The sequence below is a fragment of the Dyella sp. genome (assembly GCF_035685805.1).
In the GTDB taxonomy this organism is placed as follows: Bacteria; Pseudomonadota; Gammaproteobacteria; order Xanthomonadales; family Rhodanobacteraceae; genus Dyella_A.
The window spans coordinates 185874-203319 of record NZ_DASSAB010000038.1; the positions used below are offsets into that span (position 1 = coordinate 185874).

23 protein-coding genes are annotated in these 17446 nt (G+C 70.1%); 11 read left to right on the plus strand and 12 right to left on the minus strand.

Features of this window, described 5'->3' with window-relative positions:
• The first annotated feature begins 174 nt into the window (after positions 1–174).
• Positions 175–648: a hypothetical protein gene (locus tag VFG40_RS10695; RefSeq protein WP_324897337.1), complete on the plus strand. Its 474-nt coding sequence runs from the start codon at positions 175–177 to the stop codon at positions 646–648.
• A 20-nt stretch (positions 649–668) separates the two neighbouring features.
• On the opposite strand, the gene VFG40_RS10700 is transcribed toward VFG40_RS10695, so the two are convergent.
• From VFG40_RS10700 to VFG40_RS10710, 3 genes are all read right to left on the minus strand, one after another.
• Positions 669–1256 carry an alpha-ketoglutarate-dependent dioxygenase AlkB gene (locus tag VFG40_RS10700; RefSeq protein ID WP_324897338.1) on the minus strand — a complete coding sequence of 196 codons (588 nt, stop codon included), beginning with the start codon at positions 1254–1256 and terminating at the stop codon, positions 669–671.
• 16 nt (positions 1257–1272) lie between these two features.
• Positions 1273–2010 carry a DNA-formamidopyrimidine glycosylase family protein gene (locus tag VFG40_RS10705; RefSeq protein ID WP_324897339.1) on the minus strand — a complete coding sequence of 246 codons (738 nt, stop codon included), beginning with the start codon at positions 2008–2010 and terminating at the stop codon, positions 1273–1275.
• 63 nt (positions 2011–2073) lie between these two features.
• On the minus strand, positions 2074–2829 hold the full coding sequence (locus VFG40_RS10710; RefSeq protein ID WP_324897340.1) for a DUF72 domain-containing protein: 756 nt from the start codon (positions 2827–2829) through the stop codon (positions 2074–2076).
• Between the two features lie 526 nt (positions 2830–3355).
• Between VFG40_RS10710 and VFG40_RS10715 the strand changes: the two genes are divergently transcribed.
• Positions 3356–3526 carry a DUF1328 domain-containing protein gene (locus tag VFG40_RS10715; RefSeq protein WP_324897341.1) on the plus strand — a complete coding sequence of 57 codons (171 nt, stop codon included), beginning with the start codon at positions 3356–3358 and terminating at the stop codon, positions 3524–3526.
• A gap of 243 nt (positions 3527–3769) precedes the next feature.
• Here VFG40_RS10715 and VFG40_RS10720 read toward each other — a convergent pair whose 3' ends face one another.
• Positions 3770–4423, minus strand: a complete 654-nt coding sequence (locus VFG40_RS10720) for a glutathione S-transferase family protein (protein ID WP_324897342.1) — start codon at positions 4421–4423, stop codon at positions 3770–3772.
• Between the two features lie 171 nt (positions 4424–4594).
• On the opposite strand from VFG40_RS10720, the gene VFG40_RS10725 reads away from it, so the two are divergent.
• The gene (locus VFG40_RS10725) at positions 4595–5554 is read left to right on the plus strand and encodes a CorA family divalent cation transporter (RefSeq protein ID WP_324897343.1); all 960 of its coding nucleotides are present in this window, start codon (positions 4595–4597) and stop codon (positions 5552–5554) included.
• 24 nt (positions 5555–5578) lie between these two features.
• Here VFG40_RS10725 and VFG40_RS10730 read toward each other — a convergent pair whose 3' ends face one another.
• On the minus strand, positions 5579–5812 hold the full coding sequence (locus tag VFG40_RS10730; RefSeq protein WP_324897344.1) for a hypothetical protein: 234 nt from the start codon (positions 5810–5812) through the stop codon (positions 5579–5581).
• Between the two features lie 221 nt (positions 5813–6033).
• Between VFG40_RS10730 and VFG40_RS10735 the strand changes: the two genes are divergently transcribed.
• A complete protein-coding gene (locus VFG40_RS10735) occupies positions 6034–6531 on the plus strand; it encodes a PA2171 family ribosome-binding persister protein (protein ID WP_324897345.1) in 498 nt (165 codons plus the stop codon).
• Between the two features lie 77 nt (positions 6532–6608).
• Here VFG40_RS10735 and gntA read toward each other — a convergent pair whose 3' ends face one another.
• Positions 6609–7280 (minus strand): guanitoxin biosynthesis heme-dependent pre-guanitoxin N-hydroxylase GntA, encoded by a 672-nt coding sequence (gene gntA, locus VFG40_RS10740; RefSeq protein ID WP_324897346.1) that lies wholly within the window; start codon positions 7278–7280, stop codon positions 6609–6611.
• Positions 7281–7461: 181 nt separating this feature from the next.
• Positions 7462–7941: a VOC family protein gene (locus VFG40_RS10745; protein WP_324897347.1), complete on the minus strand. Its 480-nt coding sequence runs from the start codon at positions 7939–7941 to the stop codon at positions 7462–7464.
• Between the two features lie 210 nt (positions 7942–8151).
• Between VFG40_RS10745 and VFG40_RS10750 the strand changes: the two genes are divergently transcribed.
• On the plus strand, positions 8152–9135 hold the full coding sequence (locus VFG40_RS10750; protein WP_324897348.1) for a glycoside hydrolase family 16 protein: 984 nt from the start codon (positions 8152–8154) through the stop codon (positions 9133–9135).
• A gap of 33 nt (positions 9136–9168) precedes the next feature.
• Here VFG40_RS10750 and VFG40_RS10755 read toward each other — a convergent pair whose 3' ends face one another.
• The gene (locus VFG40_RS10755) at positions 9169–9471 is read right to left on the minus strand and encodes a hypothetical protein (protein WP_324897349.1); all 303 of its coding nucleotides are present in this window, start codon (positions 9469–9471) and stop codon (positions 9169–9171) included.
• A 146-nt stretch (positions 9472–9617) separates the two neighbouring features.
• On the opposite strand from VFG40_RS10755, the gene VFG40_RS10760 reads away from it, so the two are divergent.
• Complete coding sequence (locus VFG40_RS10760) at positions 9618–10715, plus strand: hypothetical protein (RefSeq protein ID WP_324897350.1); 1098 nt, start codon at positions 9618–9620, stop codon at positions 10713–10715.
• 78 nt (positions 10716–10793) lie between these two features.
• Here VFG40_RS10760 and VFG40_RS10765 read toward each other — a convergent pair whose 3' ends face one another.
• The gene (locus tag VFG40_RS10765) at positions 10794–11525 is read right to left on the minus strand and encodes a DUF4386 domain-containing protein (protein WP_324897351.1); all 732 of its coding nucleotides are present in this window, start codon (positions 11523–11525) and stop codon (positions 10794–10796) included.
• Between the two features lie 174 nt (positions 11526–11699).
• Between VFG40_RS10765 and VFG40_RS10770 the strand changes: the two genes are divergently transcribed.
• On the plus strand, positions 11700–12164 hold the full coding sequence (locus VFG40_RS10770) for a YybH family protein (protein ID WP_324897352.1): 465 nt from the start codon (positions 11700–11702) through the stop codon (positions 12162–12164).
• Positions 12165–12204: 40 nt separating this feature from the next.
• Here the strand turns inward: VFG40_RS10770 and msrA are convergent, their stop codons facing one another.
• A complete protein-coding gene (msrA, locus tag VFG40_RS10775; protein ID WP_324897353.1) occupies positions 12205–12729 on the minus strand; it encodes a peptide-methionine (S)-S-oxide reductase MsrA in 525 nt (174 codons plus the stop codon).
• A 169-nt stretch (positions 12730–12898) separates the two neighbouring features.
• Here msrA and bla point away from each other — a divergent pair, with 169 nt between their 5' ends.
• On the plus strand, positions 12899–13774 hold the full coding sequence (gene bla, locus VFG40_RS10780) for a class A beta-lactamase (RefSeq protein WP_324897354.1): 876 nt from the start codon (positions 12899–12901) through the stop codon (positions 13772–13774).
• 173 nt (positions 13775–13947) lie between these two features.
• Positions 13948–14139: a hypothetical protein gene (locus VFG40_RS10785; protein ID WP_324897355.1), complete on the plus strand. Its 192-nt coding sequence runs from the start codon at positions 13948–13950 to the stop codon at positions 14137–14139.
• Positions 14140–14151: 12 nt separating this feature from the next.
• Here VFG40_RS10785 and VFG40_RS10790 read toward each other — a convergent pair whose 3' ends face one another.
• Entirely contained in the window at positions 14152–15306 is a 1155-nt protein-coding gene (locus VFG40_RS10790; RefSeq protein WP_324897356.1) for an MBL fold metallo-hydrolase, read from the minus strand.
• 146 nt (positions 15307–15452) lie between these two features.
• Between VFG40_RS10790 and VFG40_RS10795 the strand changes: the two genes are divergently transcribed.
• Both VFG40_RS10795 and VFG40_RS10800 read left to right on the plus strand, forming a co-directional pair.
• The gene (locus tag VFG40_RS10795) at positions 15453–15968 is read left to right on the plus strand and encodes a nuclear transport factor 2 family protein (protein WP_324897357.1); all 516 of its coding nucleotides are present in this window, start codon (positions 15453–15455) and stop codon (positions 15966–15968) included.
• Positions 15968–16309: a TfoX/Sxy family protein gene (locus VFG40_RS10800; RefSeq protein WP_324897358.1), complete on the plus strand. Its 342-nt coding sequence runs from the start codon at positions 15968–15970 to the stop codon at positions 16307–16309. The genes VFG40_RS10795 and VFG40_RS10800 overlap by 1 nt, the downstream gene beginning before the upstream one ends.
• On the opposite strand, the gene VFG40_RS10805 is transcribed toward VFG40_RS10800, so the two are convergent.
• On the minus strand, positions 16306–17397 hold the full coding sequence (locus VFG40_RS10805; protein ID WP_324897359.1) for an NAD(P)H-dependent flavin oxidoreductase: 1092 nt from the start codon (positions 17395–17397) through the stop codon (positions 16306–16308). The two genes, VFG40_RS10800 and VFG40_RS10805, sit on opposite strands and share 4 nt — an antisense overlap.
• Between the last annotated feature and the right edge of the window lie 49 nt (positions 17398–17446).

Consider the following 17446-nt stretch of genomic DNA (forward strand, 5'->3'; position numbering starts at 1 on the left):
TCCCTCGGATGGTTTGATCGCTGCTGCCGCCCGCTCGCTGGCGGCGGCGGAATCAAGCGCCGCAGACCGTGCAGGCCGCGTGAAGCGAAGTGGCAATGGCCGGTAGCGGCGGGCGTCCCTGGGATATTGCAAGGCGCGCCGGTGCCGTGGACGATGCACGGCGCCGTCCGCGCCATGGTCCGTGCTCGATCCGGCGGCGGCGAGGCCGTTGCTCCTTCCCGCCACATCCACAAGAACTCCCACGCCATGGACGCCAACCGCACATCCGCCGCCATCACCATCACCAGCACGCTGGTGCTCGCGATCGGCGGAATCGCCTTGCTGTTCGCTCCCGACGTGCTGCTGGCGCCACTGGCTCCGGGGGCGGTTGCTGCCCTGACGGTGCTCGGTCAACTGGTGGCCGGTGGTTGGCTGGCGATGGCGTGGCTCAACTGGAACCAGCGCCATCTGGTCATCGGGGGGATCTACGCCCGGCCACTGGTGCTGGGCAACTTCACGCTGTATCTGATCAGCGCCTCCAGCCTGGCGCACCGGGTGAAGGCCGGTGACGCACCGCCGGCGATGCTTGCGCTGGCGGTGCTGTTCGGTACGCTCACCCTGGTTTACGCGGCGCTGCTGTTGCGAGGCCCGTTCGGTCGGGATCGCTGAAGGCGCCGACCCGCAAGCCTTCAGCGCAAGGCGCCGCCGCGTACCCGGAAGGCGAGGCTGATGCGTGGCGCGGAGAACGTGCGCTGCTTGGGGATGCCGTGGTCGTAGTGGCGCTGGGTCTCCCAGCTCATGACCAGCACGCTGCCCGCCTCCAGCTCGAGTTGCATCACCCGCCTCGGCGGCTGCTTGGCGCGGATGGTCATGCGGCGCGTGGCGCCGAGCGACAGCAGGGCGATCGGCTGCTCGCGCTGCAGGTCGTCCAGGGTGTCGTTATGCGGAGCCACGCTGTCGCGGTGGTCGCGATAGAGGTTGAGCCCGACGCTGTCGAACGGCGCCTGCACCACCGTGCCGACCGCGGTCAGCGCATCGGTGATGACGTGCGGCAACGCGGGGTCGTCCAGCCGGTAGTGCGCGCGCAGCCGGGGTACCTCCACCTCGCGCTCGTACATGAGCCGGCTGCCGGCTTTCCACGGCACGTCGTCGCGCAGCGACTCGAACCACAGGGCCGCCCGGGCCGGGGCGACCACGCCGCGCGCCAGCACGATGCGTCCGCTGGCATCGTCCAGCAGCACCTGGCGGTCGGATCCGAAAAGTGACAGCTGTGCCATGACGTGTCCGGCTGGTTCAGGAGGCGCCGTAGCGTTTCTGGCACAGCTCGCAGTAGAAGCTGCGCCGGTGGGTCTTGCCCAGGTGCGCGCGCTGCAGCGGGATGTCGTGGCGCGGACAGCGCGATCGGTTGTGCACCAGCCAGTGCTGGCGCAGCACGAACGCCTTCTTCCAGGCGAGAAACTCGAACGCGTACACGCGCGCCTGCTCCACCAGCGCGCGCAGCTTGCGTGGCGGCAGGGCACCCACGGTCGACAGCGGATGCACGCCGATACGGTAGAGCACCTCGTTCTTGATGATGTTGCCGACGCCCGCGAACACGTCCTGGTCGAGCAGGGCGTCGCACACCAGCGCCTGCGGCATCGCGCGGAGCTTTTTCCGCGCCAGCGCCGGGTCCCATGCATCGGACATCACGTCGGCGCGCCAGTCGTACAGCGCGTCCAGTGGCCCGTCCAGCAGACGCACCGAGCAGCTGTAGAAGTTCAGCTCGCCGCGGGCGAAGCCGAGGCTGAGCCGGGGCGCCGCCTCCTTGCGTTCGTCGATGCGGTAGCTGCCGAACATCAGCAGATGGATGCGCACGGCGGTGTCGCCTAGGTCGATCAGCAGCTGCTTGCCGAAGCTGCGTATTGCGCGCACGCGCCGGCGCTGCAGCCGGGACATGTCGATCCGGGCATTGCCCTCGGCATGGCGGATCACCTTGCCGGCAAAACCGGCGGCCTGCTCGCGCAGGATCACGATCGACGGACCTTCCGGCACGGCGGCCTCCTCGGGTGGTGGCCGGCACTGTGGCCGTCGCCGCGCCGAAGAAAGGTGAAGCGCTCAGGGTGGCCTGCGCGACGCTCCGAGGCGGGCACGCAACGACAGCGCGTTGCCGGTGGCGTGGCCGTGGGCGGTGTTGTCGAAGATGCACCAGCACTCCGTCCGGCGGGTGGCGTGCTGCAGGTAGCGGGCGACGCGCTCCAGCACCGGATCCGGGTAGTTGTCGTAGTAAACGCGTGGCGCACCGTGCAGGCGCAGGTAACGCAACCGGCGGTCGCCCCCGGGCACCCGCGCCCGCAGCGACAGCGCCGGGTCCGCCGCCACCCGCGCCACCGCAAACGTCGCAAGCTCGTGCTCCACCTCGCCACGGAACCACGACGTGTGACGCGGCTCGCAGGCCACCGGTCCGTCGTACTGCTCACGCAGCTGCGCCAGGAACGCACGCGCCGTCGGGCCGTCCCACGCGAGGCGTGGCGGCAGCTGCAGCAACAGGCAGCCCAGGTGCGGGCCCAGCTCCCGCGCACCCGCCAGAAACTCGCGCAGCAGATCCACGCAGTTCACCAGCCGCGCCTCGTGCGTGATGGTGCGCGGCACCTTCAGCGAAAAGCGAAAGCTTTCCGGCACGGTCTCGCCCCAGCGCCGGTACGTGGCCGGGCGATGGGTCCGGTAGAAGGACGAGTTGATCTCCACCGCGTCGAACACCTGCGCGTAGCGCTGCAGATGACTGGAACCCGCGGGGAAGTGGGCCGTGGCCTCAGTTGGAATCGACCACCCGGCGCAGCCGATGCGGGGTGCGTGCGAAGGCGCTGCGTTCACAGCCGCCTCCTCGCGAGCCCGCACGGATTGCTCCGGTCATGCCCGAGCGGACGTGGACCAGGTGCGCGAGCGCCGGACCGGGCGCGATCCAGCGTGCGCTGCCGGCTCCCGCGTGAACCGGCCACGCGGTTGATCGCCTTGGAAGCATGAGGGGCGAGCGGGTCGCGCATGGTTCTGCTCTCGATGGTCGAGGTCGCACGCGCCGGAACGGCGCGGCAATCGGCGACGATGCTGCGTGCGCGCGCATGCAGGCAGGGTGAGCGTGTCGGCCGACGCTGGTCTCCCGCTTCGGCCTCGCCGCTCGCGGTGAGCGTCCGCGTCGCCACCCGGGCGAACCGTCCACGAACGGCGCAACCCGGGACGTCGCCGCGTTCGGTTGAATGGCGCAAGCCGCGCCGTGGCGCCGCTCGCGTCCGCTTGCGGCTACGCAGGACATTCACGGACGGGCCCGTACGGTGCCGGCACACCCATCCTTTCTCCCCCGCCGTCATCTGCTGTTGCGGGGTACGCATACGAGGAGCTCCACATGCTTACCTGGGCCATCATTCTTGCCATCGTTTCCATCGTTGCCGGCTGGCTCGGCTTCGGTGGTCTTTCCGGCGCCGCTGCCACGGTCGCCAAGATCCTGTTCGCGATCTTCGTGATTCTGTTCCTGCTCGCGCTGCTTGGCGTACTGGGCGTGGTCAGCGTGTTCTGACCTCGCGCCGTGTGCGCTGGATGCCCGGACCATCGTTCGCTGGTCCGGGTCATGTAATCCAGCTCTCCCGGGCTGCACCTGGTGCGGCCCGGGAGAGCTGGCGTGACGGGGGGCGGGGGCCGTGTCCTGGTGCAAGACACCGGATGCCTGTTATCTCCCGAGCGATGCCGTTGGGGGGCCTTCGACATCACGCGATGGTGCGGGTGACGACTGCTGGCTGCCCTTAGCTGTCCCGTCAGTGTTTCAGTGTCCGGCCTGCCGTTGATTGAACACGGCCAGCTGCGCCTCGAACGCGCGCTTGAACGCCGGCCGCGCCTCGCCGCGGGCAACGTAGGCGGCAATGTTCGGATGCGCGTCGAGCAGTCCCGACGGACGCAGGCGGCGCAGCACGCCGATCATCATCAGGTCGCCGGCGCTGAAGGTGCCCTCCAGCCACGGGCCGTCAGCCAGGCGCTCGGACAACTCGCCGAGGCGGCTGCGGATACGTTCCATCACCAGCGCGAGGCGCTGCTCCGCCCACGGCTTGTCTGCCTCCAGCAGGCGCGCGTTCTGCAGGTCCAGGATCGGTGGCTCGATCGTGTTCACCGCGGCGAACATCCATGCGACCGCCCGTGCGCGGCCTGCCTCGTTGTCCGGCAGCAGTCCGGCATGGCGCTGCGCCACGTGCAGCACGATCGCGCCGGATTCGAACAGCACCAGCTCGCCCTCCTCGTAGGTGGGGATCTGGCCGAACGGGTGAAGCGCACGATGCGCCGGCTGTTTCATCGCCTCGAACGACACCAGCCGCACGGCGTAGGGCTGGCCCACTTCCTCCAGCGCCCAGCGTACGCGCATGTCCCGGGCAAGGCCCTGGCCGCGGTCGGGCGAGCTTTCGAACGCGGTGATGGTGGGCGTCATGGCGGCTCCGGGCGGCTGCGGCAGGCGGCACTCTAGCGCGCGTGCGGTGCGCGCACCTCGCCCGGAACGCTGCCCGCCGCCGACCGGCGAGTGCCCTGTGACGGAAATTGCACCCCGGTTGCGCTGTGATCGGGTCCTATCGTCGCGTCCGCTACGGATCAGGTTGCCATCATGTTGAGAATCCATCGCCCCGGTACGTCCCAGCCAATCACCTGGCAGACGGGTGATCCGATTGCCGAGGACGCGGTCTGGCTGGATCTTCTCGACCCCACGCCGGCCGAGCGCGATGCCGTGGAAACCCTGGCCGGGGTGCCGCTGGCAGAGCGCGACGCCATCAGCAGTCTGGGCCTGTCCAGCAGCTACCGGCACGACAAGCAGACGCTGACGCTGCACATGCACATGTATGCCGACCACCCCGATGGGCGGATGGCGCCGGTCGGCATGCTGGTGACGCGGACGCGGCTGATCACCCAGCACTACCAGCCGGTGCGGGCGTGGGGCGCGCTGGACACGTACCTGGCGCACGGTCAGCGCAGCACCGACGGTCCGGCACTGCTGGTGCACCTGCTGCACGCGATCGCCGACGACATTGCCGACCAGATGCAGTCCGACGCGGCGGACGTGGCGGGGCTGTCCGGCGACGTCTTCGAAGAAGCCCGCGAGAAGACCCGCGAGCTGCGACGCAAGCTGGTACGCGTGGGCAAGGTGGAAGCAAAGCTGGCGCGCTATCGCACCTCGATGCTCGGGGTGCGCCGGCTGGTGACCTTCGTGCAGCACCGCTCGCCCGACTGGATCGACGAGCAGCCGATGGACTCGCTGGGCATGCTGACCGAAGACCTCAAGGTGCTCGACGAGTTCGACGAGCAGCTCACCGGCAAGCTGCAATTCCTGCAGGATGCCGTGCTCGGCTTCATCAACACCGACCAGAACGCGGTAATGAAACTGCTCACGGTGGCTTCGGTGGTGACCATTCCGCCGGTGATCCTGGCCGGCATTTGGGGCATGAACTTCAAGCACATGCCCGAGCTGGACGAGGTGTGGGGCTACCCGATGGCGCTGTCGCTGATCGTGCTGAGCATGCTGGGGCCGCTAGCCTGGTTCGGCCTGCGCGGCTGGCTGTCGCGCGACTGAGCACGCGCCGGCGCGGTGCCGCGGTCACACCGCGTCGTTCTTGCGCGCGCCGCGGATGTTCATCACCGCCAGGCACACCTGCAGCACGATCAGCGCATAGGCAGCGGTGTGCCAGCCCCAGACGATCCACAGCACGTTGCTGACCAGGAAGCACCAGAAGCCGACGCCGCGACGGGTCTGGGTGCGCGAGGAGACGTACCAGGCGGCGATCACGGTGATGACCATGGCGGGCCATTGGACGAGGTCGAGGTAATCCATGCAGTGGCCTGGCATGTGGAGTGGGCGGGACGGATGCGAAGCATGCGGCGGGGCGGATGATTTCTTCGTGTCGGCGCCGACACATGCAGCGCGTCCATGGCCTTCGCGAGGGCGCCGGATTCGCGAACGGCAGCGCGGTGGCGACGGGCCGCATCACGTTGCACGGGTTCTTCACCGCGGCGATGGAACGCTGCCTCACCCCCACGCCCCGGAGATAGCCGATGGATGCCATTGCCCTGCTCAAGAAAGACCACGACACCGTCGAAGCGATGCTCGACGAGCTGGCCCAGAGCAGCTCGCGCGCAGTGAAGAAGCGCACCGAGCTGCTGGACAAGATCCGGGTGGAGCTGAAAGCGCACACCACGATCGAAGAAGAGATCTTCTATCCCGCGTTCAAGGCCAAGGGTGACGGTTCGGACGATGCCAAGATGTACTTCGAGGCGCTCGAAGAGCATCGCGCCGCCGGCGACCTGGTGCTGCCGGACCTGCTGGCGACGCAGGTGGACAGCGAGAAGTTCTCCGGTCGCGCCAAGGTGCTCAAGGAGCTGGTGCAGCACCACGCCGACGAGGAAGAGAAGGAGATGTTCCCGCGCGCGAAAAAGCTGCTCAGCAAGAGCGAGCTGACTGCGCTCGGCGAACAGATGGAGTCGCGCAAGGCCGAGCTGGTGAAGCAGCTCAAGCAGGCCAAGCTGGAGAAGTCGGCCGCCGCAGCGAAGTAATCGATCTGGCGAACACACCGCGGGCCGGCAAAGGCCGGCCCGCGGTGTGTTCGTTGGTCTGGGCCAGCAGCCGGCGGCTACTCGCGCGGCTGGAACGGACAGACCCAGTCATCGCCCACGATGCGGCCGCTGTACTGGCGGGCCTCGCTGGAGGAGCCGTGCTCGTCCAGCATCGGGTTGATGCTGCCGTGGAAGGCGACATCACGCTCGATGATTGCCTCGCTGAAGCGGTGATAGCGATCCTGCTCGCGCAGCTGCTCGAACTGGCGGTGCAGGTTGAACACCATCGCGGTGACCGGGAAACGCCGCGCGCGTCGAGTCGACCCGGGATGCAGCCCGACCACGTAGAACGCGTTGCCGCCCAGGCTCATGCTGAAGTCGGGCGAGCTGGGATCGCTGGAGACCGTCTCGTCCCATGGCGAACGCAGCACGTCGATGTCGTGCAGCCGCTGCAGCCGCTGCCAGATTGCCGTCTCAAAGCCCTTCGGCGACTTCCCCGGGCTGTCCGGGAACAACGCCACGAAACTGCGGAACGGCGACTCCTCGTCGGACGGCCTGGCGAACTCGGTCAGCGCATCGAGCAGGGCGCGATCGTGCGCCGGGCAGTCGATCGAGCTGCCGTGGAAAAACGTTACCTGACCACGCGCCACGGCCTGCTTGGCGGCGAGGCAGGGAAACGCCTCCTGGGCGATGTAGCCGGCGAAGGCGGCTTCGGCGTCGAAGGGGGTGGATCGGGGCAGGGCATGCATGGCGGGACGGGCTCCACGGTAGAGACTGTCAGGCTGCCGGCCACCGGTTGGTGGGAAGGTGAGTGCCGTGTCCAGAACGGCATCACGGGCGCCAGGCACGCGGGCGCCGTTCATGAATCGTCGCGGGCCACGGCGGCCGCCGCGCGCGTGTCGCTCGTGCGGCCGCTCCCGAGGACACGCGTCAGCCGCGACGTGCCGCTTCGATGGCGGCGATGTCGATCCGCGTCATCGCCATCATCGCGTGGAACGCGCGGCGGGCCGCGGCGGGGTCCGGATCGGCGATTGCCTCGGTCAGCGCACGCGGCGTGATCTGCCAGCTCACGCCCCACGCGTCCTTGCACCAGCCGCAGGCGCTGGCCTGGCCGCCATGGTCGATGATGGCGTTCCACAGGCGGTCGGTCTCGGCCTGGTCATCGGTGGCCACCTGGAACGAAAACGCCTCGTCGTGGGTGAAGCCCGGGCCGCCGTTCAGGCCCACACACGGGATGCCGATCACGCTGAATTCGACCGTCAGCACGTCGCCGCGCTTGCCAGCCGGGTAGTCGTCCGGCGCGCGCAGCACCCGGCCCACGGCGCTGTCGGGAAAGGTGGCGGCATAGAACGTGGCCGCCTCCAGCGCGGCGCCGTCGTACCAGAGGCAGATGGTGTTCTTGCCGGTCATCGGTGTGCTCCTCGTGGGGGTGTGCCGAGGCGACGAGCGGATTGCCGGGGAATCGACATGGCCGCGGGCGGGCGGCCTGGGCCATGTGCGCCGGTAGCCGGCCGCGGCACGTGAGCGCGCGTCGCTGTCGTCGCGCCGCCCGATCGGGCACTCTGCCGGTTCGCGCCCGCCGAACGCTCCGGCTGGCGCTCCTGCATCCCCGGAGTTCCCATGCATCGTGCTGCCCCGATTGCTCTTGTCCGTCGCGCTCGTGCCGACACCGCGGCGCGTCGTCCCGTGCGCGGTGCGGCGCGGCGGAGCCTCGCCGCGCTGGCGGTGACGCTGGCGTGCGCCCTGTTGCCGGTGCAGGCAGGTGTGCCCGCCACGCCCGGCTGGACGCTGCAGTTCGCCGATGATTTTGCCGGCCCGCAGGGGCAGGGGCCGGCGAGCGAGCACTGGCAGTTCGACCTGGGGCACGGCTATCCGGGTGCGGCAGCCAACTGGGGTACCCAGGAGGTGGAAGAAAACACCGCGCGGCCGCAGAACGTGAGCCTCGACGGCGACGGTCACCTGCGCATCGTGCCATTGCGCGACGCCAGCGGTGCGTGGACCTCCGCGCGCATCGAGACCCGCCGCGAGGATTTCCACGCGCCCGCCGGCGGTGTGTTGCGGATCGAGGCGCGGCTGCGGCTGCCGGACGTGCATGGCGAGGCGGCGCTGGGCTACTGGCCCGCCTTCTGGACGCTGGGCCACAGCTTCCGCCGGCAGCTGGACTGGCCGGCCACCGGCGAGGTCGACGTGATGGAGAACGTCAACGGGCTCGATCGCGTGTGGGGCACCTTGCATTGCGGCGTCTCGCCCGGCGGCCCGTGCCACGAGAAGCAAGGACTGTCGGCCGACGTGCCATGCCCGGGCTCGCCGTGCCAGGCCGGCTTCCACGTCTACAGCGCCGAGTGGGACCGGCGGGAGAGTCCGCAGGTGCTGCGCTGGTATGTCGACGGACGGCTGTATCACACGCTGCGCGAGACCGACGTGCCGCCGGCCACCTGGCAGCGCATGAGCGCCCGCGAGGGGATGTTCCTGATCCTCAATCTGGCGATCGGGGGCGAGTTTCCCGATCGCCTCGGCGCGCCGGTGCGTACGCCCACGGCGGCCACCGAGCCGGGTCACGCGATGCTGGTGGACTACGTCGCCGTGTGGACCCGGCCCGGGTGAGTGACGCTGGCGCGCACGCGATCCAGGCGTCGCTCACTCGTCCGCGCTCTCGACCGCCGCAGGCGGCGCGATCACGCGCGGATGCTCCGCAAGCAGGGCCTGCGCCGACTGCGCGGCCAATTCCGCCTGTGCCTTGTGAGCCGCGAGGCGGCGATGCACGATCACGCCGCGCTGCTCTTCGAGCCGCTTGAGGTAGCGCCGGCGCAGCTCGATCAGCCACTGTGCGTCGGCATCGTCGAGGCCGTGTTCACGCACCCGGCGCAGGTGCTCCTCTTCCAGCTTCAAGAGCGCCTTCACCTTTTCCAGCCGACGATCAAGTTCGGCAACGATGTGCATGAATACCTCTCCACGGCGGGGCAGAAGCGATTTGTACCGAAAAAAAACGGGCCTAGACAGCAGTGAAACGTGACGACGATGGGAAAAACCGCGCTTCGCAAGCGCCGGCGGGCGCGCCGGCACATGCGGCCAGCCATGCTGCCGCCGTGGCAACGGGCAAGCGCGACCGTTCGCGCCACGCGCGCTGGATCGCATGGCTGGCGCTCGGCCTCGGCGGGCTCGGCAGCACCTGCGCGCAGGCCCGCGCCGAGCGGCTGAACATCCACGTGCTGAGCGACCGGCTGACGCTGGCGGTGGCGCGCCATCCCCAGGTCTACCTCTACGGCCGCATCGATGCGCAGGCGCCGCAGCGGTTCGAGACGCTGGTGCGCAGCGGACGCATCGCCGCCGGTTCGGACGTCTATCTCAGTGCGGCGCACGGCGACCTGGCCGCGGGCATGGCGCTGGGCCGGCTGATCCGCGCGGGGGGCATGGCCACGCACCTGGGCGCGCCGCGCCGGAATTTCCCCGGCGCCAGCGGCAGCCGCACCGCCGTGTGCGTGGACGCCTGCGCCCTGGCGTTCTTTGGTGGCCTGTATCGCTGGGCGCCCAGCGGCAGCGATCGCCTCGGCCTCAGTGTGACGCCGGCCGCCGCCGGTCATGCGGCGTCGCTGCCGCCCGGCGTCGATGACTACCTGAAGGAGATGAAGGTCGATCCGGGTCCGCTCACCGTCACCTCGCCAAAGGGTGCAGCGAGCGTCGTCTGGCTGGCGGCCGAGGCCTTGCGGCGCTCCGGCGCCGTCAACAACGGGCGCCTGCCCGCGCGCGCCAGCTACGACGTCGCCTCACCCACGCCGACGCTGGACCTGCGCCAGAGCGACCGTACCGGCGAGCACCGCCTGGTGATCACCTGCCGGCCCGGGCAGACTCTGGTGGAGGCTTCCGAGCGCGTCGGGGCGCGTCGTGCGCGCGAGATCGTCGCGCGCGGCGGCCGCTCCTACCTCGCGCTCAACGGCGGCCCCCCGATGCTCGCCGCGACCGACGGCGTCAGCGCCGAAGGCGAGATGCTGGTGATCCGGCGCTCGTTTCCACCGGAGCGGCTGGTCGACCTGCTGTTCGCAGGTTCCATCGGGGCATGGGTGGACGGTCGCAGCGCCGCATTTCGCGATGGCTTCGCGCTCAACCCGTGGGGCGCCCACGCCCAGCTGAGGGTGTTCTACCACGCGTGCTGGCGCGCTGCGCCGTGGCCGATGCCGCCGGCGTGACCGCGCCGCGGCCCGTGCCGGCGAGCGCGCGCATCCGCCGCGAGTCCGGGCGGAGACGCTCGGGTTTCGCCGACACCTTTACCCGCCACGGGCTAGCGCACGCCGGGTGAAGGCGGGCAGGTCGACGCCCTTGAGCAGCAGCCACAACGCCAGCGACAGCTCCGCCACCAGGCAAGGCATGAGGATCGCCGGAAACAGCTGCGCCTCGATCGCCGGGACCAGCAGCAGCGTGAAGCTGTTGACCAGATAACACGCGCCAGCGAGCTGCATCATCATCCCGAGCAGGCGCGGCAGGTAGCCTGAGGTGCGGATCAGGTAGCCCTCGAGCAGGCATACGCAGCCGAAGAAGATCAGGCCGATGCCGAAGCCGTACTCGTGCAGCTCGATCGCGGCCAGCGACCACGCCTGACGCTGTGCCAGATCGATCGCGGCCAGGTAGGGCGCGTCGCCCAGCAACAGCAGCGGCACCATCAGCGTGAGCTTGTTGGCCACCAGCGCGGCGGTCTGGATCAGGTTGAGCAGCAGGTTGAGCAGGGCGAGCCGACGGCTTACCGGACGCAGCAGCACGTAGAGTGCCCACATCACGAAGACGTCGCACACGTGCATCAGCAGGTCGCCCGCCACGCCCAGACGCCACAGCATCGGTGAGGCGCCGATGCGCGTGGCAGTGGCGAGCGCATCGCCCGGCACCACCAGCCGGCCGCGCACCAGCAGTTCGCCCAGTGCACCGGCGACGATGATTACCAGGTAGAGCGCGCCAGCCAGCCGGGCGAGGGCCTGCGGAGAGTGATCGGCAGTGCGATGAGCCATGGTGCGTGCGTCCTGGTGCGGAACAACCTGCCCGCACGACGCGGCCGGGATCCAGTGCGCACGCTAGCGGTTCGCCTTCGTGGCAAGCAGTGCCGGATGGCACGCGGCCCGGCAGCCGCGCCGCGCGAAACCCGCTACGCTCGGCGCCTGATCCGGCTGCGGGAGCGAAGCGCGATGAACAGGTTTCATGGGTGGTGCCTGCTGGCTCTGATGCTGGCGCTGTGGCCGTGGGCCGGGCGCGCGGCCGACAGCGGGGAGGCCGGCGCGATCCGTGCGGTGCTGGCCGAGCAGCAGGCGGCGTGGAACCGCGGCGACGTCGAGAGCTTCATGCACGGCTACAAGGACGCCGCCGACACCACTTTCGTCGGCAGCTCGGTACGGCAGGGCTATCAGGCGATCCTGGCGAGCTACCGCGAACATTACGCGGGGCGCGAGCAGATGGGCCAGCTGACCTTCTCCGGCATCGACGTGCGGCTGCTGCCGTGCGCGGACGGTGGCGTGCGCTACGCGGTGGTGACCGGCCGTTTCCACCTCGACCGCACCGCCCATGGCAGCGTCGCTGCCGATGACGGCGTGTATTCGCTGCTGTGGGAAAAGACGCCCGCCGGCTGGAAGATCATCCTCGACCATTCCAGCTGATCGGGCGCCGGCGGCCGGGGGCCGTCGGTGCCGTGTGGAGTCAGGTCGCCGACGCGGCGTCGGCGCGGCGCGGCAGCCGCCAGCCGGGGCGCACGAAGTGGCAGGTGTAGCCGGTGGGGTAGTGCTGCAGGTAGTCCTGGTGTTCCGGCTCGGCCTCCCAGAAATCGCCGACTGGTGCGACCTCGGTGACCACCTTGCCCGGCCACAGCCCCGACGCATCGACGTCGGCGATGGTGTCCTCTGCAACGGCTTTCTGCTGTGCGCTGGTGTAGTAGATGGCCGAGCGGTAGCTCGCACCGCGGTCGTTGCCCTGGCGGTTGGGCGTACTGGGGTCGTGGATCTGGAAGAAGAACTCCAGTAGCGCCCGGTAGCTGGTCACGGCCGGATCGAACACGATCTCCACCGCCTCGGCGTGGTTGCCGTGATTGCGATAGGTGGCGTTGGGCACGTCGCCGCCGGAGTAGCCCACGCGGGTGGAGATCACGCCGGGCTGCGCGCGGATCAGCTCCTGCACTCCCCAGAAACAGCCGCCGGCGAGCACGGCACGTTCGGTCGATTCGGTCATCGGATCAGCTCCTGGCAGGTGGCAAGGTGGTGGAGCCTTTCTATATGCGGCTGGCCAGCGCGGGCGCAAGCGGCATTGCCCGCGCGCTGCCATGGGAAGGACGGGCCACGCGCCGCACCAGCGTTTACGGTGGCACGCTATTTTGTCGCACCCGCCATGAGGACCTGCCATGCACCGTCGTGATGTTCTTCGAAGCGCCCTGTGGGGCGCCTCCGCGCTCGCGCTTGGACCGATCACCGCTCTCGCCGCGGAGGGCGATCCGCTGGTGCTACGACTGCAGGCGCTGGAGCGCCGCCACGGCGGGCGGCTCGGCGTCAGCGTGCTGGACACGGGGAGCGGAAAGCGGCTGTCTCACCGGGGCGACGAGCGCTTCCTGATGTGCAGCACGTTCAAGCTGCTGGCGGTGGCGGCCGTGCTGGCGCGGGTGGACCAGGGCGCCGAACGGCTCGACCGCCCGGTGATCTACGGCGCCGACGTGCTGCTCAACTACGCGCCGGTCACCCAACGGCACGTGGGCCCGCCCGGCCTGCATGTGGAGGCGCTGTGCGAGGCGGCGATCGCGCTGAGTGACAACACGGCGGCCAACCTGCTGCTGACCAGCCTCGGCGGCCCGGCCGCCGTCACCGCCTTCGTGCGCCGCCTGGGCGATCCGCTGACCCGGCTGGACCGCACCGAGCCGCAGCTCAACGTCGGCGCGCCCGGAGACGTGCGTGATACCACTACGCCCGACGCCATGCTGGATACCATGCGCGCGCTGCTGGTAGACGGCGATGCGCTGTCCGACCGCTCGCGGGTCCGGTTGCTCGGGTGGCTGCGCGCCTGCAGCACCGGTGCTCAGAAGCTGCGCGCCGGCCTGCCCGCAGGCTGGACCGCCGGCGACAAGACCGGCAGCGGCAGCCAGGGCGAGAGCAACGACGTGGCGATCGTTTTTCCGCCACAACGCAAGCCGCTGCTGGTCACCGCCTACTACGCCGGCTCGTCCGCCGATGCCGATGGGCGCAATGCGGTGCTGGCCGAGGTGGGGCGGATTGCTTCGTTACTCTGATGGTCGGCCGCGCCGCGGGGTGCCGGCCCGCGACCAGCTCCGGCATCTGCGGGGGCTGGGCACGCTGGCATTGGCTCTGGTGCAGGCGTAGAAAGCGAGGGGCTCCGGGACTGCGCCCGGACGCGCGGGCGGCCGACCTGTTGGTCGGCCACTTCACTCCTCGGAGACCTGCCGTGCGTGCCTATGTCGTGGTGACCGGATGCCTGTTCGCGCTGATCGTGATGGCGCATGTCGCGCGGCTGATCGCAGAGGGCTTCGCCCCGCTGCATGAACCGATTTTCCTGATCGCCACGCTCGGAGCGTCAGGCATGACGGTATGGGCAGCGGTGATCGTGCGCGGCCCGCCCGTGCCGCGCTCGCCTTAGTCGCGGCCGGCGTCAGTCCAGCGGCCAGGGCATCTCGCCATCCAGCTTGTCCTGGTTCTTCTCGTTGCTCGCCCGATCGTCGTCGTTCTGCGGGGCTGTCCGCTGGTCCGCGGCGTCCGGCTCGCTGGCCTCGCGCCACCACGGCAGCACCGGCCGCCGCTCGGCCGGCTCCACCGGCTCGCCCAGCCGTGGCAGCAGCAGATGGGCGTGGCGCGGGTCGGCCTGCTGCAGCAGGGTTTCCACCGGCTGATCCCAGGCGTGGGTGGACAGCGCGAAGGTGCCCCAGTGCACGGGCATCAGCACGCCGCCGCCGAGCAGGCGATGCGCCTCCAGCGCGTTCTCCGGCCCGAGGTGGATGTCGCCCCACGACGGGTGGAACGCGCCCACCTCCAGCATCACCAGGTCGAATGGCCCCAGCCGGTCGCGAATCGCCTCGTACTCGGTGGTCAGCCCGGTATCGCCGCTGAAGAACACCGTGTGCTTTTCCCCCTGCATCACCATCGACGACCACAGCGTGCTGTTGCGGTTGTTCAGGCCGCGGCCGGAGAAATGCTGCGACGGTGCCGCGGTGACCGTGAGCCCGGTGCCGGGTACGCGATGGCTCTGCCACCACTCCAGCTCGGTGATGCGCTCCGGCGCGATCCCCCAGGCTTCCAGATGCGCGCCCACGCCGAGCGAGGTGATGAACGGCACGCGGGACTTGCGCAGCGCGCGAATGGTGGGGAAATCCAGGTGATCGTAGTGATCGTGCGAGATCACCACCGCATCCACCAGCGGCAGGTCGCGCAGTTCCACCGGCACCGGCTGGAAGCGCTTCGGGCCAAGCAGGGTGAACGGCGAGGCGCGCTGGCCCCAGACGGGATCGGTCAGCACGCGCCAGCCGTCGATCTCCAGCAGCACGGTGGAATGGCCCAGCCAGGTGGCGCGCAGGCCGCTGGCGGAACGCTTGAGCCAGGGCTGGCGCGGATCTTCCGCGCGCAGCGGCGCGGGCGGCTTGCGGTCGGCGTCGCCGCGCAGCAGGTCGCGCAGGCTCGGCCGCGGTGCGGTGGGATCGCGCAATCCCGGTAGCACCGGATGCACGTTGCGCAGCCGCTCGCCGTCCCACAGCGGCAGGCTGCGCAAGCGCTCCAGCCGCTCACCCTGGGCTGGCTTGCCGAAAGTACGCATGGACACCTCGAGTTGGTGGCAACAAGCCCTCGTCATGGGTACGGCCGCCCGCCCGTGCAACCCGTGCCGCACGTATCGACCGGCACGTGCAGGCGGTAGGCGATCGCGCGATGCTGGCGCTCCTGTCCATCCTCCCGGAGCAACCCATGTCGCTGCATCGCCTGCTCAGAGCTGCACTGCTTTGCCTGCTCCCGATCGCCAGCGCCCCCGTGCTGGCCGCCAGCGCGTCGCCGCCCGGCCACAAGGCGGTACTCGACACCGTCAACCGCACGTTCGCCGCCATGGCCCGGCACGATGCCGCCGGCATGCGTGCCCTGCTGTTGCCGGGTGCGGTGTTCGCCCTGCGCGGCCCGGATGGACGGATCAAGCTCGAGCACGACGAGGACTTCCTGCAGGTGCTCGCCAGCCGCGGCGGCGATTGGCGCGAACGGATCTGGTCGCCGCGGGTGCTGATGCACGACGGCATCGCCCAGGTGTGGGCGCCGTACGATTTTCATCTCGACGGCAAGTTGTCCCACTGCGGCATCGACAGTTTCTCCCTGCTGCAGGACGAGGGCGGCCAGTGGCGCATCGCCGCCATCACCTACAGCATGCAGACCACCGGCTGCGCCACCGCCCCCGCCGCGCGTGCCGGGGCGGCGCCGGCCGCCGCGAAGCACTGATGGCCTCGGACGTCGGTTTCGTCGATTACGTCTGCGAGCAGGCGGGACTCGGCGCGGCACTGAGCTACCGCAGGATGTTCGGCGAGTACGCGCTGTATCTGGACGACCGCGTGGTCGCGCTGGTGTGCGACAACATGCTGTTCGTCAAACCCACCGAGGCTGGCCGGGCGCTGCTCGATGCGGTCGACGAGGCGCCGCCGTATCCCGGCGCCAGGATGCACTGGCGCATGGACGCCGTGCTGGACGACGGCGAGCGCCTCGGGCGCTTGCTGCGCGCCACGGCCGCCGCATTGCCGCTGCCGAAGCCGCGGGCGCCACGCAAGGCCAGGGCCAAAGGCTAGTGGTGGTGGTTGCCGCGCCGGCCCAGCCACTGCTGTGCGTCCGATAACAATGCCTGGGTGATCGTTTGAGCCGGACCGGCGCGCACCCGTGGCGCGCCCTGGCCTGCCCACAGGTTGGAGAAGTCGTCGCGCCCCTGCGCTTCGGCGCGTGCACGCAGCGGCGCCAGCGCCTCGCCCGCGCGGGGAAAGGCCGGCACATCGGGGCAGTGGGGGCCGAGTTCGCGCATGAGGCGGTTGACGATGCCGCGCGCGGGTCGCCCGGAGAAAAGATCGGTGACTGCGGTGTCGGCGGCCCGCTCCGATTGCAGCGCCGCGCGGTGCACCGGGCGGATACGCGCCTCGTCGCTGAGCAGGTAGGCGGTGCCCGGCTGCACGCCCGCCGCGCCCAGTGCGAGCGCCGCGGCCATGCTGCGGCCATCGCCGATGCCGCCGGCGGCGATCACCGGTACGGCGACCGCGTCGACCACGCGCGGCAGCAGCGCGAACAGGCCCACCTGCGAGTCCAGCGACTCCTCCAGGAACAGGCCACGATGACCACCGGCCTCGAGTCCCTGCGCCACGATGGCATCGCAGCCGCGTGCCTCCAGCCAGCGCGCCTCGCGCACAGTGGTGGCGCAGCCGATCACCCGGATACCGGCCGCGCGCACCCGATCCAGCAATGCCGGCTCGGGCAGCCCGAAATGAAAGCTCACGGCGGTCGGCCGCAACTGCTCCACTTGCGTGCAGGCCTGCGCATCGAACGGCCGGCGCTCTACATCCGGCAGGCGGGCCTCGGCCGGCAGGCCCAGCTCGGCGTAGTACGGCGCGAGCCGGGCGCGCCAGCGCGCATCGCGTGCCGGGTCGTCCGGCGGCGGCGCATGGCAGAAGAAATTCAACAGCAGCGGTGCATCCACCGCGGCGCGAAAACGCGCCACCTGCGCCGCCATGGTCGGCCCATCGAGCATGGCGCAGGGCAGGGCGCCCAGGCCGCCGGCGCGCGCCACCGCGATGGCCAGCGCGTCGTCCGCCGCGCCGGCCATCGGCGCCAGCAGCAACGGATGCTCGATGCCGAGCAGTCGGGTCAGCCGGGTATCGGTCCAGGTCGCCATGGCACGCTCCGCGAAAACGGGCGGCCATTGTCGCGCGGCGCGCGGGGCC

What these genes read in the sequence shown, in the direction of transcription:
- VFG40_RS10730 (WP_324897344.1), bottom strand. Translation starts at nt 5,812, where the DNA reads ATGGATTACCTCGACCTCGTCCAATGGCCCGCCATGGTCATCACCGTG.
- gntA (WP_324897346.1), bottom strand. Translation starts at nt 7,280, where the DNA reads ATGCATGCCCTGCCCCGATCCACCCCCTTCGACGCCGAAGCCGCCTTC.
- msrA (WP_324897353.1), bottom strand. Translation starts at nt 12,729, where the DNA reads ATGACCGAATCGACCGAACGTGCCGTGCTCGCCGGCGGCTGTTTCTGG.
- VFG40_RS10695 (WP_324897337.1), top strand. Translation starts at nt 175, where the DNA reads ATGGTCCGTGCTCGATCCGGCGGCGGCGAGGCCGTTGCTCCTTCCCGC.
- VFG40_RS10795 (WP_324897357.1), top strand. Translation starts at nt 15,453, where the DNA reads ATGTCGCTGCATCGCCTGCTCAGAGCTGCACTGCTTTGCCTGCTCCCG.
- VFG40_RS10800 (WP_324897358.1), top strand. Translation starts at nt 15,968, where the DNA reads ATGGCCTCGGACGTCGGTTTCGTCGATTACGTCTGCGAGCAGGCGGGA.
- VFG40_RS10720 (WP_324897342.1), bottom strand. Translation starts at nt 4,423, where the DNA reads ATGACGCCCACCATCACCGCGTTCGAAAGCTCGCCCGACCGCGGCCAG.
- VFG40_RS10790 (WP_324897356.1), bottom strand. Translation starts at nt 15,306, where the DNA reads ATGCGTACTTTCGGCAAGCCAGCCCAGGGTGAGCGGCTGGAGCGCTTG.
- VFG40_RS10770 (WP_324897352.1), top strand. Translation starts at nt 11,700, where the DNA reads ATGAACAGGTTTCATGGGTGGTGCCTGCTGGCTCTGATGCTGGCGCTG.
- bla (WP_324897354.1), top strand. Translation starts at nt 12,899, where the DNA reads ATGCACCGTCGTGATGTTCTTCGAAGCGCCCTGTGGGGCGCCTCCGCG.
- VFG40_RS10700 (WP_324897338.1), bottom strand. Translation starts at nt 1,256, where the DNA reads ATGGCACAGCTGTCACTTTTCGGATCCGACCGCCAGGTGCTGCTGGAC.
- VFG40_RS10805 (WP_324897359.1), bottom strand. Translation starts at nt 17,397, where the DNA reads ATGGCGACCTGGACCGATACCCGGCTGACCCGACTGCTCGGCATCGAG.
- VFG40_RS10750 (WP_324897348.1), top strand. Translation starts at nt 8,152, where the DNA reads ATGCATCGTGCTGCCCCGATTGCTCTTGTCCGTCGCGCTCGTGCCGAC.
- VFG40_RS10715 (WP_324897341.1), top strand. Translation starts at nt 3,356, where the DNA reads ATGCTTACCTGGGCCATCATTCTTGCCATCGTTTCCATCGTTGCCGGC.
- VFG40_RS10735 (WP_324897345.1), top strand. Translation starts at nt 6,034, where the DNA reads ATGGATGCCATTGCCCTGCTCAAGAAAGACCACGACACCGTCGAAGCG.
- VFG40_RS10725 (WP_324897343.1), top strand. Translation starts at nt 4,595, where the DNA reads ATGTTGAGAATCCATCGCCCCGGTACGTCCCAGCCAATCACCTGGCAG.
- VFG40_RS10745 (WP_324897347.1), bottom strand. Translation starts at nt 7,941, where the DNA reads ATGACCGGCAAGAACACCATCTGCCTCTGGTACGACGGCGCCGCGCTG.
- VFG40_RS10755 (WP_324897349.1), bottom strand. Translation starts at nt 9,471, where the DNA reads ATGCACATCGTTGCCGAACTTGATCGTCGGCTGGAAAAGGTGAAGGCG.
- VFG40_RS10765 (WP_324897351.1), bottom strand. Translation starts at nt 11,525, where the DNA reads ATGGCTCATCGCACTGCCGATCACTCTCCGCAGGCCCTCGCCCGGCTG.